Origin of the sequence: Edaphobacter modestus (assembly GCF_004217555.1) — a bacterium.
Taxonomy (GTDB): domain Bacteria; phylum Acidobacteriota; class Terriglobia; order Terriglobales; family Acidobacteriaceae; genus Edaphobacter; species Edaphobacter modestus.
In genome coordinates this window covers 3,961,911-3,977,841 of record NZ_SHKW01000001.1, presented here as the reverse complement: position 1 = coordinate 3,977,841, position 15,931 = coordinate 3,961,911, and the positions used below count along the sequence as shown (strand labels likewise).

General features: G+C 60.1%; 15 protein-coding genes. 9 read left to right on the top strand and 6 right to left on the bottom strand.

What is annotated here, in order from left to right; genetic code table 11:
- Positions 1-22: 22 nt before the first annotated feature.
- Both BDD14_RS16920 and BDD14_RS16915 read right to left on the bottom strand, forming a co-directional pair.
- Complete coding sequence (locus BDD14_RS16920) at positions 23-460, bottom strand: DUF1810 domain-containing protein (protein ID WP_130419832.1); 438 nt, start codon at positions 458-460, stop codon at positions 23-25.
- A gap of 17 nt (positions 461-477) precedes the next feature.
- Entirely contained in the window at positions 478-1,002 is a 525-nt protein-coding gene (locus BDD14_RS16915; RefSeq protein ID WP_130419831.1) for a DinB family protein, read from the bottom strand.
- 164 nt (positions 1,003-1,166) lie between these two features.
- On the opposite strand from BDD14_RS16915, the gene BDD14_RS16910 reads away from it, so the two are divergent.
- The gene (locus tag BDD14_RS16910) at positions 1,167-2,123 is read left to right on the top strand and encodes a heme-binding domain-containing protein (RefSeq protein ID WP_130419830.1); all 957 of its coding nucleotides are present in this window, start codon (positions 1,167-1,169) and stop codon (positions 2,121-2,123) included.
- 8 nt (positions 2,124-2,131) lie between these two features.
- Positions 2,132-2,617 (top strand): cytochrome P460 family protein, encoded by a 486-nt coding sequence (locus BDD14_RS16905; protein WP_130419829.1) that lies wholly within the window; start codon positions 2,132-2,134, stop codon positions 2,615-2,617.
- Here the strand turns inward: BDD14_RS16905 and BDD14_RS16900 are convergent.
- Positions 2,607-3,536 (bottom strand): EamA family transporter, encoded by a 930-nt coding sequence (locus BDD14_RS16900; RefSeq protein WP_130419828.1) that lies wholly within the window; start codon positions 3,534-3,536, stop codon positions 2,607-2,609. The two genes, BDD14_RS16905 and BDD14_RS16900, sit on opposite strands and share 11 nt — an antisense overlap.
- Before the next feature lie 69 nt (positions 3,537-3,605).
- Here BDD14_RS16900 and BDD14_RS16895 point away from each other — a divergent pair, with 69 nt between their 5' ends.
- Together BDD14_RS16895 and ychF are read left to right on the top strand one after the other, a co-directional pair.
- Entirely contained in the window at positions 3,606-4,202 is a 597-nt protein-coding gene (locus BDD14_RS16895) for a CGNR zinc finger domain-containing protein (RefSeq protein WP_130419827.1), read from the top strand.
- A 94-nt stretch (positions 4,203-4,296) separates the two neighbouring features.
- Positions 4,297-5,394, top strand: coding sequence for a redox-regulated ATPase YchF (ychF, locus tag BDD14_RS16890; protein WP_130419826.1), 1,098 nt, complete (start codon positions 4,297-4,299; stop codon positions 5,392-5,394).
- Between the two features lie 3 nt (positions 5,395-5,397).
- On the opposite strand, the gene BDD14_RS16885 is transcribed toward ychF, so the two are convergent.
- The gene (locus BDD14_RS16885) at positions 5,398-6,336 is read right to left on the bottom strand and encodes an NAD-dependent epimerase/dehydratase family protein (protein WP_130419825.1); all 939 of its coding nucleotides are present in this window, start codon (positions 6,334-6,336) and stop codon (positions 5,398-5,400) included.
- Between the two features lie 376 nt (positions 6,337-6,712).
- Here BDD14_RS16885 and BDD14_RS16880 point away from each other — a divergent pair, with 376 nt between their 5' ends.
- The 5 genes from BDD14_RS16880 to BDD14_RS16860 all read left to right on the top strand — a co-directional run bounded on the left by BDD14_RS16880 (position 6,713) and on the right by BDD14_RS16860 (position 11,701).
- On the top strand, positions 6,713-7,507 hold the full coding sequence (locus BDD14_RS16880; protein ID WP_130419824.1) for a DUF2490 domain-containing protein: 795 nt from the start codon (positions 6,713-6,715) through the stop codon (positions 7,505-7,507).
- A gap of 479 nt (positions 7,508-7,986) precedes the next feature.
- Positions 7,987-8,565: a YbhB/YbcL family Raf kinase inhibitor-like protein gene (locus BDD14_RS16875; RefSeq protein ID WP_130419823.1), complete on the top strand. Its 579-nt coding sequence runs from the start codon at positions 7,987-7,989 to the stop codon at positions 8,563-8,565.
- A gap of 98 nt (positions 8,566-8,663) precedes the next feature.
- A complete protein-coding gene (locus BDD14_RS16870) occupies positions 8,664-9,878 on the top strand; it encodes a D-alanine--D-alanine ligase family protein (protein ID WP_130419822.1) in 1,215 nt (404 codons plus the stop codon).
- Between the two features lie 50 nt (positions 9,879-9,928).
- Positions 9,929-10,819, top strand: a complete 891-nt coding sequence (locus BDD14_RS16865) for a VOC family protein (RefSeq protein ID WP_130419821.1) — start codon at positions 9,929-9,931, stop codon at positions 10,817-10,819.
- A gap of 12 nt (positions 10,820-10,831) precedes the next feature.
- Positions 10,832-11,701 carry a sugar phosphate isomerase/epimerase family protein gene (locus tag BDD14_RS16860; protein ID WP_130419820.1) on the top strand — a complete coding sequence of 290 codons (870 nt, stop codon included), beginning with the start codon at positions 10,832-10,834 and terminating at the stop codon, positions 11,699-11,701.
- Here the strand turns inward: BDD14_RS16860 and purF are convergent.
- On the bottom strand, positions 11,698-13,104 hold the full coding sequence (gene purF, locus BDD14_RS16855) for an amidophosphoribosyltransferase (RefSeq protein ID WP_242618253.1): 1,407 nt from the start codon (positions 13,102-13,104) through the stop codon (positions 11,698-11,700). The two genes, BDD14_RS16860 and purF, sit on opposite strands and share 4 nt — an antisense overlap.
- A 164-nt stretch (positions 13,105-13,268) precedes the next feature.
- Positions 13,269-15,911, bottom strand: coding sequence for a phosphoribosylformylglycinamidine synthase subunit PurL (purL, locus tag BDD14_RS16850; RefSeq protein ID WP_423201757.1), 2,643 nt, complete (start codon positions 15,909-15,911; stop codon positions 13,269-13,271).
- Positions 15,912-15,931 lie beyond the last annotated feature (20 nt).

Here is a 15,931-nt window from a genome sequence, read left to right as displayed (position 1 = left end):
GTGCGTGCTCCTTGTACCTCTGTTAGAGCCGCTGCACCGTCCCCGGGTCTTCTCTGCCCGAAAAATATTTATCGAGAGCCTGACTGAAGATCAGGTCCTCTTCAGAGATCGTCGCTGCCTGTGCAAACAATGTCATACTCGAATGAAATTTCAGGTTGTCGGGATAGCCAAAGATCTGTTCCGCCGTCCGGCCTTCGAGAGCAATCACGATGCTTGTGCATTCGCGTATCCTTTGGCCCAGCACAGGATGCTCAAGATAGGCGTGTGCTTCCTCGATCGAGGAGATAGCGTAACGAACCGCCATCTCGCTCGATCCCAGGCCGTGAATCTGGGGAAAGATGAACCACATCCAGTGGCTCTGCTTCATTCCGGCGCGAAGCTCGGCGCAGGCCCGTTCGTAGACACCGGCCTGCGCTTCGAGGAACCGCTCCAGATCGTACTCGCCTTTTGCTGAAGCCATGCGGGCTCCTTGTTGAACTACTTCTCGCTGCTCGGTGGAGCGATCCCCTTCAACCTTAGATAGAGCGCCAGCGTCGCGTACTGCTCGTTGTCATGCGAGACCGTTCCCCACACAACTCCGATGCGCGAACGCTTGCCCTGTCCCACCGTCACCATCTCCAGCAGGATCGCGTCCGTCAGGGAGGCGAAGGCTTTGTCGCACTCCGCAAAGGACGCCTTGAGTGCGGTTACGACCGCATCTTTGTCCGCGGTCTCCGGTGGAACCTTCGCCAGCTTATCGGCGGGCGTTCCATTCAGCGCACCACAGCTACGCAGCTGTGCCTCACTGATGTGGTTCACAACGCGGGCGTATGTGCGGACATCCGGAACCGGTTTGTAGGTGTAGTCACCCGCAGGCATCTTATCGGCCGACTTCAGAATGTTGGCCTTCACACCTTCATAGCTGTGTTGTACTTCGGCCACAGCACCCGCCGGCGCCTGGGCCAATGCTCCGCCGCACATCATCACCCATGCCACCGCACAGCCTGCAACGCTTCGACGCATCGTTTCTCCTCGTGCCCAGTGTCACCAGACTAGCTGCTGCATGGTGAGCGTCACAAGCTCGTGACAATTAATTTGCAAGGCAATTAGAACTTCTAATCGTCCATAAGAATCTTTATAGCGTCTTCGAGACCATGCCCCACGTCTAACGGGGAACAAGGAGAGTCATGGAACCCCGTACGACAGCTCGTACCCTGTCCTATCTGATCGTTATTGCGCTTGTCGGTTTTGTTGCAATTCAGTTTGTGAGGCCACGGCTCGATAACCCTCCCGTCACCGCGGAGATTCAGGCACCCCCGGAGGTAAAACGGGTTCTCAAAAACTCCTGCTACGACTGCCACTCCAACGAGACCAGGCTTCCCTGGTTCGATCATGTGGCGCCTGCCTATTGGCTGGTCACTGCCGACGTGGAGGAGGCCAGGAAGCACGTCAACTTCTCGGAGATCGGTAAGCTTCCTGCCGCTCAGCAGAAGGGCATACTCTACGAAGCGGTCAACCAGGCGCAGATGGGGGCGATGCCTCTGCCTCGTTACACCATGATTCATCCGCACGCGCGCATCACGGCGGAAGACCTCGCGGTCCTCAAGAACTACCTCAACCCGCCCGCACCTGCGCCTGCACCGGACGACGCCGCGAAGGTGGCCGCCGACACCCAGTACGACAAGTGGATTCATGCCAGCAGCGCCATGCTGAACGTGCAGCCCGAACTCAATGGCATCCGGTACTTCCCGGACTATCGCAACTGGAAGGTCCTCAGCACAACCGACCGATTCGACAACCACACGCTTCGCATCATCTTCGGCAATGACATTGCCATGCGCGCCATCGCCGAGCACCACATCAATCCCTGGCCCAAAGGCACGGTCTTCGCCAAAGCCGCGTGGGCCCAGCAGGTGGATGCCAATGGCGACACGAAGACCGGCAGCTTTATTCAGGTGGAGTTCATGATCAAGGACAGCGAGAAGTACGCCTCCACCAAGGGCTGGGGGTACGCCCGCTGGCGCGGTACCGACCTGAAGCCCTATGGCAAGGATGCGGACTTCGCCAACGAGTGCGTCGGTTGCCACAATCCTGTCCGCCACAACGACTATGTCTATAGCTTCCCGCTCGCGGGGCAACAGTGAGTCCTGTCATGAAAGCTCTCCTCCTGACCATCTCGTCGCTGTTCGTACTTACGGGCTGCCAATCCACCAACAAGCCTGAGCCTGCCTCAATCAATCAGCAGGCAGCACTCACGGGAAAGCTTCCCTATAACCCGCTGGCGTGGCGTGTGGTTACCTCCTGGACGAATCAGCGTCAGGGCACAATGTCCACTCTCTACGGCAACGACGTCGCGGTCGAGCACGCGCGGTCCAGCCCCGATCCCACCTATCCTGCGGGCGCGGTTCTTGCTTTGGTGACGTGGTCGCAACGGGAGGATCCACACTGGTTCGGTGCAAGGATTCCGTCCACGCCACAGTCCGTGGAGTTTGTCACGATGCCTTCTGCCGCTGGGCAAGGTCCCGCCTACGAGCGATTCCAGGGTGCGCCCCTTGCCCGCGCAGGTAACGTCGATGCCGATACAGCCTCAAAGCGCATCGACTATGTGCTCTCGCAACGGGCAGCGGTTATGCCTTAGCACGCTTGCGATTCGTGCGCAGAATCAGGTAGACACTGACGAGGACCAGAGCCGCGCCCATCACAACGTGTGTGGTAATGGGCTCGCCGGCTGCGAAGTAGCCCAGCGCTACGGCGACCACCGGGTTCACATAGGCGTAACTTGATACCTTGCTCGCGGGCATTCTGCCCAGCAGCCATACATACGCGGTAAATGCCAACACTGAACCAAAGAGAATCAGGTATGCCAGCGCCAGTGCAGCACTTCGCGAGACGTGGGGCCACCGATGCAGCTCGCCGAAGGCTGCGGACAACATCAGCAAAACTGCGCCGCCGATCATCATGGAGCCGCCGGAGGTCACCGGTCGCGACTCCGGCAAGACAAGCTTTTTGCTCAGCACCGTGCCGAGACACCACCCGGAGGTTCCCAGCAGGATCGCCACGCAGGGAACGATCGGCAGGGACTGGTGTGGATCGGGCAATAGCAGCACGCCCACTCCGCAGAAGCCCAGCAGGACAGCGCCCACGAGGCTCCAGCGGAACGGCTGCATGCGAAAGGCAAGCATCTCGAGCGAAATCGTCATCAGTGGCACCGTGGCCGACAGTACTGCAGCAATGCCCGAAGGCACGTACTTCTCCGCCCAGAAGAGCAGGCCATAGTCCAACACGAACATCAACGACCCAAGGATCGCCAGATTGCGCCACTGGAGCGCCGTCGGCCGCGAAGCGCCGCGAAGCCACATGAAGCTGAAGAGAATCACTCCGGCCAGAAACATCCGCGTTCCGGCCGCAAACAGCGGCGGTACTTCGCGCACCGCAATCCGGATGGCGAGGAAGGTTGTTCCCCAAAGAATGTAGATGGAGAGGAACGCCAGGATCACACGCAGATCGAAAGATCCTCGTTCGCTTGCTCGCTCTCTGCTAACCACTGTACTCGTCATAGCTGGTTACCACTTTACAGATCCACCGCTAACCTGTAAAGATGTTTTTGGCGGTTAGCAGGAGAAAATGTGACGAAATCCTTCGAACTCATTGCGGGCCAGCCGGTGCTCGATCTGGTGAACACGCTCGACTGGCGTTTCCGCGAATCCGGCCCGGAGGAGTTGCTGGACTCCTACGACGATCTTCTTGGATTCGCTGAGCAGAGTGGACTTCTCAGCCAGCGTGTGGGCCGAAGCCTGCGCCGCGCAGAGGCTGCGAGCGCTGCGCGTGCGCTGCAGCAGGCAAAGGATCTGCGGGAGTGCGCGGCGCAGATTCTCTATGCCCTCGTGGATGATCTGGAGCCGCCCGTTGAGGCGGTCCTGAAGCTGGAGCGGCACCTGCACACGGCCGAGGCGAACCGCACGCTCCGATGGACCTCGTCGCGGATCAGGTTCCTGTGGCCTTCCGAGGATGATCCCCGGCTTCCACTGTGGATGCTGACGCAGTCTGCCGTGAATCTCATCACCTCTGCGGGCGCGCTCTCCGTCCGCGCCTGCGCGGCCCCTGACTGTCGCTGGCTCTTTCTTGACACCAGCAAGAATCACACCCGCCGCTGGTGCGATATGAAGGTCTGCGGCAATCGCATGAAGGTTCGCAGATTCAAAGTCCAGCACCGCGCCGGCTGATGCCGCTCTCCGCGAAGGCGGGTGCATCGACTATCCTGTAAGAGACAGCTTTTTTTAGAGCCCGAACGAGCTCGAACATACAGAGGAACTTCCCTTGCCATTGAACTGCGGAATCGTCGGCCTGCCCAACGTGGGCAAGTCCACCATCTTCAACGCCCTTACCTCGGCCAAGGCCCAGGCGGCGAACTATCCCTTCTGCACCATCGATCCCAACACCGGCACGGTTACGGTTCCCGATGAGCGGCTCGATCAGATCACGAAGCTGGTGGTGCCGAACCGCACCGTCCCGACGACGATGGAGTTTATCGATATCGCCGGACTGGTCGAGGGAGCGAGCAAGGGTGAAGGACTCGGGAATCAGTTCCTCGGACACATCCGCGCTACCGATGCTATCTGCCATGTCGTCCGCTGCTTCGACGACCCCGAGGTGGTTCATGTGGCCGGTGGAGTGAACCCGCTGCACGACATCGACATCATCAACACGGAGCTGCTGCTGGCCGATCTCGATACGGTCGACAAGCGCGCGCAGCGCGTCGAGAAGCTGGCCCGCAATACCCAGGACGCGAAGATCAAGGCCGAGGCGTCGGCTGTGGCGAAGCTGAAGGCGGTTCTGGACGCAGGAAGGCCTGCGCGTACCGCGGACCTCACCGATGACGAGCGCATCGCCGCACGCGATCTCTTCCTCATCACCGCCAAGCCGCAGCTGTATGTTGCCAATGTGGACGAGGCCGCACTCACCGTGGGCAACGCCTACACCGAGGCGGTTGAGAAGCGAGCCGAAGAAGAAGGCGCGCAGGTCGTTCGCATCTGCGGGGCGCTCGAGAGCGAGATTGCACAGCTCGAACCGGCCGAGCGCACGGAGTTTCTTGAGTCCGTCGGTCTGAAGGAGCCCGGTCTGAACCGGCTGATTCACTCCGCTTATCGTCTGCTCGATCTGATCACTTACTTCACCGCCGGTGTGCAGGAGGTTCGTGCGTGGACGATTCGCCGCGGCACGAAGGGGCCTGGAGCTGCGGGGGTGATTCACTCCGACTTCGAGCGTGGCTTCATCAAGGCCGATTGCTACTCGTGCGACGACCTGTTCAAGTATGGAAGCGAACAGGCGGTGAAGGAAAAAGGCCTGCTTCGTTCGGAAGGCAAGGAGTATGTCGTGAAGGACGGCGACATTCTCTTCTTCAAGTTCAACGTTTAGAGATCAGAGCCCTTCGCGGAAGCCTTGTCTCCAACTGCTCCACTTTGGGGTCCAGTTGAGTTCCTTGCGCGCCTTTGCGTTGGAGACTCCGCGAATATCGTTCATCAGGGCGACAGCATGCTCGCCGACGGCCGCTGTCGCCAGCCAGTTGGGGATATGCATGGGTGGCTTTGCGTTGACGCACTGGGCCAAGAATGGGAGCCATTCGAGGACAGGAGCCGGGTCGTCGTCGACGATGTTGTAGATGCCATGCTGCGCATGGGTGAGCGCGGCGACGGTTGCGGTGGCGGCGTCGTGCAGATGTAGAAACGACCAGACTCCGGTTCCCTGTCCGATGAGCGGGATCTTGTGCATCCGAAGGTCTTCGACCATGGTGCCGTCGGAGGCGATGGAGCTGTGCGGGCCGTAGAGGGGACCATAGCGCAGGACGATGCCGGTGAATCCCCGCTCACGAAGGACGGTGTGCTCGAGGGCTTCTATGGCGTCGAGCATGGCTTTCATTTTGGGTGGCGGTGTGGGGTCGAGATCGTCTTCTTCGGTCTTAAGGATGATTCCGCGGCGAGCATAGGGCCAACCGGCGAAGCTCTGGGCAATGAACTTCTCTACACCTGCGTGAACCGCAGCAGTGGCGAGGTTGCGGGTTCCTTCGGTGCGGAGGCGGTTGGTGGGCTCGAAGTCGCGATCGATGTGGCGAAGATCGAGATGCGCAGGGATCGCGGTGAGCTGGTGAATGACGACTTGCGGCTGGATCTCGCCGAGGATGTGGTTAACGGCCTGTCCATCGAGGGCGTCGAGGACGACCGGGGTGGCGCCAAGAGATTGGACACGTTCTTGATGCGCGGGATTACGGAAAGCCCCGTAGACTTCGTGCTGCTCTTGAACGAGGAGGGGGACGAGGGTTCGACCGATGGCTCCGGATGCGCCTGCCAGGAAGATTCTCATGGGCAACCATTTTCCCACGGTTTGGGATCAGGCCCAAGCTCTATGAATGACAGGTAGTGGATCAGTTTGAACACCAGGGCATCCAAAGTCACCTATAACCCCGTTTTTACGTGCACTACAAAAAGTTAGTCCGTGCAGAGCGTTTTTTCGGGACTAACCGCGACGCTGGCGAGTGCGTGAAGAATGGACTTCGGCAACTTGCAGCGCGGATTCATAGCAAGAAAGGTATGGTAAACCTGCATGTGCGCCACACGGTCGCGAAGCTCTACTTATTGTTTAGGCACAGTCCAGTGAAATCCGAACGTCGGTTTCCTTGGATGGAGGAATCTAACCTTGCAGGCTTGCTCACGAAACGGCCTTACGGAGATGTCGTGAATTGGTAAAACTTTTTTGGAGTCTTGCAGCCGTCTTATTTGCTTCCTCTCCCGAGCTTGGGTTTGGGCAGAGCACACCTCCGCTTCGCGGTGCAGAAAAGTCTTCCTGGTACATGTATTTTGGGGACCATCCGATCACAAAAAACTATGGTGTTCACCTAGAGGGTCAGTATCGGGCGCAAGGTGTTGGACAAGAACCAACTCAGCTCCTGCTGCGTCCCGGCGTTGTCCGGTACTTTCCGAAAAACATCATGGTGTCTGTGCTGTATGCGTATGTACGCGATTACCCTTTCCAGGGTGGACCGCTTGCCGACCCTCGACGCACCGGGCCTCAACCGGAGCATCGGTTAGCCGAGGAGTTTCGCTGGACACACACATTGGCGAAGTACGCAGGCAAGCGGGCGACGTTGCAGCATCGGTTTCGACTGGAGCAGCGTTGGCTTGGTCAGAGTAGCGAAGGACAGGGAGTATACGATTGGCATTTCGGCGAGCGTGCCCGCTATCGCCTCTACACACAGCTCCCACTGCCTTTCAACACGAAGAACGCCTGGCCCGATTATATTGCGGCATACAACGAGGTGTTTGTTCGTTTCGGACCTCATGGTGGGACATCTGCAATCGATCAGAACCGGACGTACGGTGCCTTGGGGTGGAGACTTTCACCTGAATTCAATCTTGAAGTCGGATACATGCACCAATACTTTCCGAGGCCAAATGGATTCGTTGGCGAACATAACAACACTTTTCAGTTTTCCATAACTTCTACCGCGCCGCTACGAAAGTTATTTGGTCGATAAAAGGTATCGCCCGCAGCGTGCCGCGAGACGATCGTAATGAGGAAAGGACATGTGCGTCCTGAACGGCATTTCACGCACCAGACTTATTCGGCCTAAACCTTTTTCAATGTGTAGAAGATCTCTCCGTTGAGGAACTTGTCCCACAGCTACGAGTTGTGTCGTCCGAAGAGCAGCAGGTAGGTTTCACTAACTGCTGCAGGAAGGGCAAGAGGATCAGTAACAGGAGGTCGCCTTGTGGGAAGTAATTTCAAAGCGCCCGCAATGTTTGGATGGATAAGTCGGCTTTTCTGAAACTTCAGTCATTCAGTCCAAAAATGACCAACTACCGAATGACCCATTTCCTTGGCTTCGTCCGGGTCGAGAAGCCAAATTTGCGCGGCTTGAAGGTTCCAATGGTTCGATGGACCTGATGTTGTGGTGTAATGTCGGTCGCGGGCCCGGCGTGAGAGTTTCTCCATTTGAAGCAAGAGGTGCGGATTATGAAGCATTTTCTGTTGAGCGCAATCCTGTTTTCGATTTCGGGCGTGGGGCTTTCGGGGCAGGCTCCAGCGACGCCACCGCCTGCCAAGCCTGGGCTGACGTTGACGACCTCGGCGTTTGAAGATGGCGGGATTATCCCCATCAAGTACACGCAGGCAGCAGCGCCGGCAACCCCGGTCTCTCCCGAGCTGGCCTGGGCGCATGTGCCGGAGGGCACCGTGAGCTTCGCTTTGGTTCTGGATGATCCGGACACATCTTTGAATCGCACGACGGAAGAGGTTCTGCACTGGCTGGTGTTCAACATCCCGGGAACGGCGAAGAGCCTTCCGGAGAATGTCGGCGACCAGGCTCAGCTTCCCGATGGTTCGATCCAGGCATTGAACCGGCAAAAGAAGGTGGGCTATCTGGGGATGGGGGCGCCCGCTGCCGGACCTTATCACCACTACACGTTTCAGTTGTACGCACTGGATACCAAGCTGAGCCTGGGACCGGATGCGACACGCGCCGACGTGATGAAGGCGATGGATGGCCACATTCTGGGCAAGGGCGTGGTGGTGGGACGGTTCCATCGACCTTAGCCGGCTTCGCAATCCTGAATAGGGGGCGTACCCCCCCATATTCCCTGGCGAAGATCGGCCTCCCGGACGTGCGCGCCTTGCCTCAAACTGAAAGGACAATGAAGAAAAAGCAGCGTATCGGAATCCTCTTCGGCGGGCGCTCCGGAGAACACGAAGTCTCGCTCCTCTCCGCAGCATCGATCCTCAAGGCCATCGACAAAAAGAAGTACGATGTCGTTCCCATCGGAATCACCAAGCAGGGCCAGTGGGTCACGGCCTCCGATGCGGAGGCGCTACTGACCGGCAAGCAGGCTCCGGAGAATCCGCGCCTCGCCGGAGACCCCGCGACGACTGCAACCGCTGCCGTTCTCAAACGCGGCGAGGCCATTATCATCCCACCGGTTCCAGCGCAGTCGCTTCAGCCGCTGCAGCTCAGCGCCGGCAGCGAATTGGCCGCGTCGAGGCAGGTGCTCGATCTCGACGTGATCTTTCCTGTGCTGCATGGGACCTTCGGCGAAGACGGAACCATCCAGGGATTATTCGAGCTGGCCGATATCGCCTACGTCGGCTCGGGCGTTCTGGGCTCGGCCGCCGGGATGGACAAGGCCGTGATGAAGAAGCTCTTCGCTGCCGCGGGGCTTCCGCAGACACCGTGGATCTCGGTGCTCCGGAGTGAGTGGCGTACGAAACCAAAGGCCTGCACGAAGAAGATCGAAGCAACGCTGAGGTATCCCGTCTTCGTAAAGCCCGCCAACCTCGGCTCCTCGGTGGGGATCAGCAAGGTTCACGACCGCTCGGAGCTTGCCGCTGCGATGGACGAGGCCGCGAGCTTCGACCGCAAGCTGGTGATCGAGCAGGGGGTGGGAGGCAAGGGCGCGAAGCCGCGCGAGCTTGAGGTGGCGGTGCTCGGCAACGACACGCCCGAGGCGAGTGTAGTCGGCGAGATCGTTCCCGGAGCCGAGTTCTACGACTACGAGGCGAAGTACCTCTCCGATGCGAGCGTTCCCATTATTCCTGCAAAGCTGACCGCGGCAGAATCGAAACAGATTCGCCAGATGGCGATTGAAGCCTTCAAAGCCTGCGACTGCGCTGGACTGGCGCGCGTCGACTTCCTGATGGAGCCGCCCCCGCCCGCGAGGAAGGGGAAACCCGGAAAGAAGCCGCGCATCTTCCTCAACGAGATCAACACGCTTCCGGGCTTTACCAGCATCAGTATGTACCCGAAGCTGTGGGAGGCATCGGGACTGCCCTACAAGCAGCTTATCGACCGCCTCATCCAGCTTGCAGTGGAACGTCACAAGGAGAAGCAGCAGACTCAGTTCTCCCGCAGCTAACTACTCCGTCTCGTTGACTTTACGACGGCTCCCCGGTAAAGTGGCGCTCGATGAGAAGATCGTTCGCACTTGCACTTCTATTCGCTTTCGCTACTCTGGGCTGGTCGCAGCAGCGGCCCGCGATCACCGGCATTGCCTTCGTTCGCGTATATGCGAGCGACGCTGCCGCCTCGGCGGACTTCTATGGCAAGACGCTCGGTTTCAGCTCGAGCAAGGACGGCAAGGTGACCCGCTATCCGGTCAACGATCTGCAGTGGATTGAGGTAACGCCGCTTCCCTCACCTGCTCCGGCTTCGCGGCTTGAGGCGGTCGGTTTTATGACGCGGGATGCGCGAGCGCTTGAGAGCTACCTGAAGGCACACTCGGTCGAGATCGTCGATCCGCTTCGCAAAGGGCGGTTCAGCGTGCGCGATCCTGAGGGCAACCTGATCGTCTTTGTGCAGCAGGTGAAGGGAGCGGCGGTTCCACCGGCTGTGCCCGCGACCGCGGTTTCTCGGAGGATGATTCATGCGGGGTTGGTCGTGAAGGACCCCGCCGCAGAAAATCGGTTTTACCGGGAGATTCTTGGCTTCCGGCCCTACTGGCACGGTGGAATGAATGACACCACGACCAGCTGGGTGAGCCAGCAGGTTCCCGATGGGTCGGACTGGCTGGAGTACATGCTAAACGTCAGCCCCAATGCGACGCTGAAACAGATTGGCGTGATGGACCACATGTCGCTGGGGGTAGCGCACATGAACGACGCCATCGCCGCGCTTGAACGCAACCACTGCGAAGGACCGAACTGCACCGCGGCGAAGACCGGGCGGGACGGTAAGGTGCAGGTCAACCTTTACGATCCGGACCTGACGCGCGTGGAGATGATGGAGTTCGAGCCGGTGGAAAAGCCCTGCTGCTCGGAGTTCACCGCGAAGCATCCGACCGAACAGGAACCCCGGTAAAACAGGACGACGATGATGACGACACGCCGCGAATTTCTTCGCCTCTCCGCCATGGCCGCAGCAGCAGGTTGCACCCTGCGCGCCTCGAATGCATTCGCAGGAAACCACGATGGCATGGCCTATGGAGTGCAACTCTATATGGTGCGGAAGGAGGCGCCGGCCGATCTCGCCGGCGTGCTCAAAAAGATTCGCGCGACGGGCTTCACGCAGGTAGAGCTGTATCCGATTGCCTACACGCACCACGCGTCTGAGCTGAAGAAGATGGTTGAGGACGCGGGCCTCGGCCACGACTCCGGCCACTTCGACTACGACAGCATTCCGGACAGGATCGGCTACGCCAAGGAGCTCGGCCTGAAGTACATGGTGTGCAGCATACTGCCGGAGAATCACTGGGGCTCACCGGGAGGATTCAAGTCCGCAGCGTACAACCTGAACCAGTGGGGCAGGCTGGTGCGCAACGCCGACATGCAGCTCGTCTTTCACAATCACAACTACGAGTTCAAGCAGTTACCTGACGGAGAGACAGGCTTTGACGTGCTGATGAAGAACACGGACTCCGATCTGGTTAAGCTTGAGCTCGATCTCTATTGGCTGGTGCAGGGAGGACAGGACCCTGCGGCCATGATGAAGAAGTACAAGGATCGCCTGGTGATGATCCACCTGAAGGATCGCGTTGCAAACTCTCCGGTGAACTACTCGCCGCACGACGAGCAGCACATCGTGGAGCTGGGCAAGGGGAGCATCGACTGGAAGCCGCTGATCTCGCAGGCACGCGCGCAGGGCGTGAAGCTGGCGCTGCTTGACCAGGACGAGACGAAGCTTCCCGTCTTCGAGAGCATGAAGATGAACTTCGATTATTTGAGCAGCCTGAAGCTGAGTTAGCCCACGCTTGTGGTTGCGGGAAGAATTTCGTCGACATCGACCCACTGGGTGGGATAGTCGCCGGTGTAGCAGGCAGTGCAGAAGTCGCCGGGCTCCAGACCGTGGAGCGGCTCGCCTTTCGTGCATGAGTGCGTCAGGCCGACGAGCGAAAGGTAGGCAAGCGTGTCTGCTTCGATGAACTGACAGATCTCGGCAACAGACTGATTGGCTGCGATCAGGTCCTTCTTGCTCGGGGTATCGACACCATAAAAACACGGTGAGATGGTCGGCGGACACGAGATGCGGAGATGGACTTCCGTTGCACCGGCTGCACGCACCATGCGAACAATCTTGCGCGAGGTGGTTCCGCGGATAATCGAGTCGTCGATCAGGATGACGCGCTTGCCCTCAAGCAACGAACGTACCGGATTGAGCTTCATGCGGACGCCGAAGTCGCGGACGCGCTGCTCAGGCTGAATGAAGGTGCGGCCGACGTAGTGGTTGCGGATGAGGCCGAGGTTGAAGGGGATGCCTGATTCGGCTGCGTAGCCGAGTGCAGCGGTCACGCCGGAGTCGGGTACGGGGACGACGAGGTCCGCGTCGACGTGGGACTCGCGCGCGAGCTGGCGGCCCATCTCCTCGCGGCTCTTCTGGACCCAGCGACCGAAGATGCGGGAGTCGGGACGTGCGAAGTAGACGTGCTCGAAGATGCAGCTGGCCTGACGGGTCTTGGTGTCGAAGTAGCGGCTGGTCACGCCGTCTTCGGAGACCATGACGAGCTCACCGGGCTTCACGTCGCGCTCGTACTTGGCATGCAGAAGGTCGAAGGCACAGGTCTCCGAGGCAAAGACGAAGGTGTCGGGCGCGCCATCAACTCCGGGGATGCGGCCCATCGAGAGCGGACGGAAGCCGTGCGGGTCGCGCGCGGCGAAGATGCGGTTGCGCGTCATCATGACGATGGAGAAGGCGCCGTCGACCTGCGAGAGCGAATCGGCGATGCAATCGACCAGCGTGGAGGCCTTGGAGTGCGCGATGAGCTGGATGATGATCTCGGAGTCGGAGGTGGTCTGGAAGACCGCGCCGTCGCGCTCGAGGCGCTCGCGGGAGTTGCCGAGGTTGACGAGGTTGCCGTTGTGCGCGATGGCGATGAGGCCCCTGATGCTCTCGACCGAGATGGGCTGCGCGTTCAGCAGAGCGGAGTCACCGGTAGTGGAGTAGCGGGTGTGGCCGATGGCCATGTGGCCGGGAAGCTTGGCGAGGACTTCGTCGGTGAAGATCTCGGAGACCAGGCCCATGCCCTTGATGTCGTTCACGTTCTGGCCGTCGGCCGAGGCGATGCCTGCGGACTCCTGCCCGCGATGCTGCAGCGAGTAGAGCCCCCAATAGGTCATGCGCGCAGCGTCGGGGTGGTTGTAGATGGCCATCACGCCACACTCTTCGCGCAGCTTGTCGAAATGCTCGTCGGCTTCGCGGGGAGTCGCGTCGTCGTCTTCGTCAAACGATGGGCCACTGTTTCTCTGCAATGCAGCGTTGGAAGCTGACACTCCAAGTTCGTTCGTTACGAGTTCGTCTTGCAACAGGAGATCGCTCATGCCGTCACCACCTCACCGGCCAACTGCTCCTCCAGAGCCCCAGCCCACACCGACTTCAAGTCCGATATCTCCGAGTCGATCAACTCGTTGTCGCCCGCGAAGATCTCGACCCTGCCTTCCATGGTTTCGCCCAGATCGAGCGGCCAGTACGATCCTTCTTCATCGAGAAGCATGCACACCTGGCCGTAGTCTTCGGGCGCACAGGTCACGATCACTTCCCCGGCATTCTCCATGAATAAAGCAGTAATCGAACCTTCTGCGCCTAGAGATCCGAGGTTCACATGCACACCGACATTCCTGCGGAAACAGCTTTCGGCAAGCGCCACCGCGAGGCCCCCGTCGGATACATCTTTGGCCGAGCGAATGAGACGGCGGTCGGCGAGTTTTCTAAGTGCCCTGTGCAAGGCAGCTTCGCTCTGGATGTCGATCCACGGAGGAGTTCCCCAAAGCTCGGAGTGAATCGCCTTCGCATAATCCGAGCTACCGAGCTCGCGGACTTCGGAGCCTTGCGTCTCCGTCGTTGATTGAAGAAGGAGCACCTTGAGGCCTGCTTCCTGAAAACTGCTCGGCACTGCCTTTGTGACGTCGTCAATAATGCCGACGATGCCGAGTACCGGGGTTGGATAGATTCCCACACCCTTGGTCTCGTTGTAGAGCGAGACGTTGCCACCGGTGATCGGGGTTCCGAGAGCGGTGCAGGCTTCGGCGATTCCGTCGATGGCGGCGGACAACTGCGCCATGATCTCCGGCTTCTCGGGGTTGCCGAAGTTCAGGCAGTTCGTGGCCGATACAGGAGTCGCGCCGGTACAGGCTACCTTGCGCGCGGCCTCCGCTACGGCGTGCATCGCGCCGAGTTTGGGGTCGAGGTATGTCCAGCGGCCGTTGCCTGCGAGCGCCATCGCGAGACCACGCTCCCCTTTGCGGGGAGGATTCGTTCCGGTGAATGCGTGCGAGGCATCGGGCGCTACCACTGGATTCGCGGCGTCCTGGTTACCGGTCGCGATGGTCGCTGCGCCCTGAGGGGTGGATTCGGCGATAGCGGTTGCAATCTTGCCGGTTACGCTGTGCTGGAAGGCGAGCGGATCGAGATCTGTGGTCGGTGAAGCATTCCTGACCGCAGATCCTTCGACTTCGCCTGCGGCTCCGCTCAGGATGACACTTTGATTGCCAGCGATGGAACCGCCGGTGCCCTTGATGCGCATGACGCCTGCCTCGCCGCCGGGGCCCTGCACCGTGTTGGTCTGGACCATCGAGTCGTACTGCTCGTAGACCCAGCGCTTGTCGCAGATGTTGGCGCTGGCCAGCAGTTTTTTGAGGTCGGCGGTGTAGTCGCGTGGCTTCTGCAACTCTGCGAGGACGTGCGCAGGGGGATCGAGCGGAACCGGAGCATTCCACGTGCCTACGGGACGGTGATAGACGGGTGCGTCGTCGGTGAGGGACTGGTTGGGGATGTCCGCCACCAGAACGCCGCGCTGGGTGATGCGCATGCGCGGCTCGGCGGTGACCTCGCCCACGATGGAGGCATCGAGGCCCCACTTAGAGAAGACGTCGAGCACCTCGACGGCGCGGTTCTTATCGGCGACCAGAAGCATGCGCTCCTGCGATTCGGAGAGCATGATCTCGTAGCTGGTCATGCCGGTCTCGCGCTGGGGAACGCGGTCGAGCTCGACGGTGAGGCCTAGGCCGCCGCGTGCGCCCATCTCGCAGGTGGAGCAGGTGAGGCCCGCCGCTCCCATGTCCTGAATCCCGAGGACGGCGCCCGTAGCCATGGCTTCGAGGCAGGCCTCGAGGAGGAGCTTCTCCATGAAGGGGTCGCCCATCTGTACATTGGGGCGCTTCTGCTCGGAGCCCTCGGTGAACTCTTCGGAGGCCATCGTGGCTCCGTGGATGCCGTCGCGTCCGGTCTTCGCGCCTACGTAGATCACTGGATTGCCGACGCCGACAGCCTTGGCGTAGAAGATCTCGTCCTTCTTCACGAGGCCGAGCGCAAAGGCGTTCAGCAGGGGGTTGCCGGAGTAGCAGGGCTCAAAGCGGGTCTCGCCGCCGAGGTTGGGGACGCCGAAGCAGTTGCCGTATCCAGCTACGCCGTGCACGACGCCTGTCGCGACCTGATGATTTTTGCGCCGCAGAGCCTCATCCGGCTCGGTTTCGTCGAGCGGGCCGAAGCGGAGAGAGTCCATGACGGCCAGCGGGCGGGCGTTCATGGTGAAGATGTCGCGCAGGATTCCGCCGACGCCCGTGGCCGCGCCCTGATAGGGCTCGATGTAGCTGGGATGGTTGTGGCTCTCGATCTTGAAGGCGCAGGCCCAGCCGTCGCCCACGTCGATGATGCCGGCGTTTTCTCCCGGTCCCTGCACGACGCTTCCGGGGCCGGACTTGCGCTCGCCCTTGGTGGGGAGGCGCTTCAAGTGGACACGCGAGGACTTGTAGGAGCAGTGCTCCGACCACATGACCGAAAAAATCCCCAGCTCCGTCAGGCTGGGGGTACGGCCAAGTGCCTCTTCGATTCGCTTGTACTCATCCGGGGTAATGCTGTGCTGCTTCAACAGCTCCGGAGTAATGGTCGCTGGGGAGGGTACGACTGTGGGATGTTCCTCTTGCAATTTGGCCATGGCTGCAAGGTTAATTGTACGTGACATGGCGGCCATCTGCGGATTCA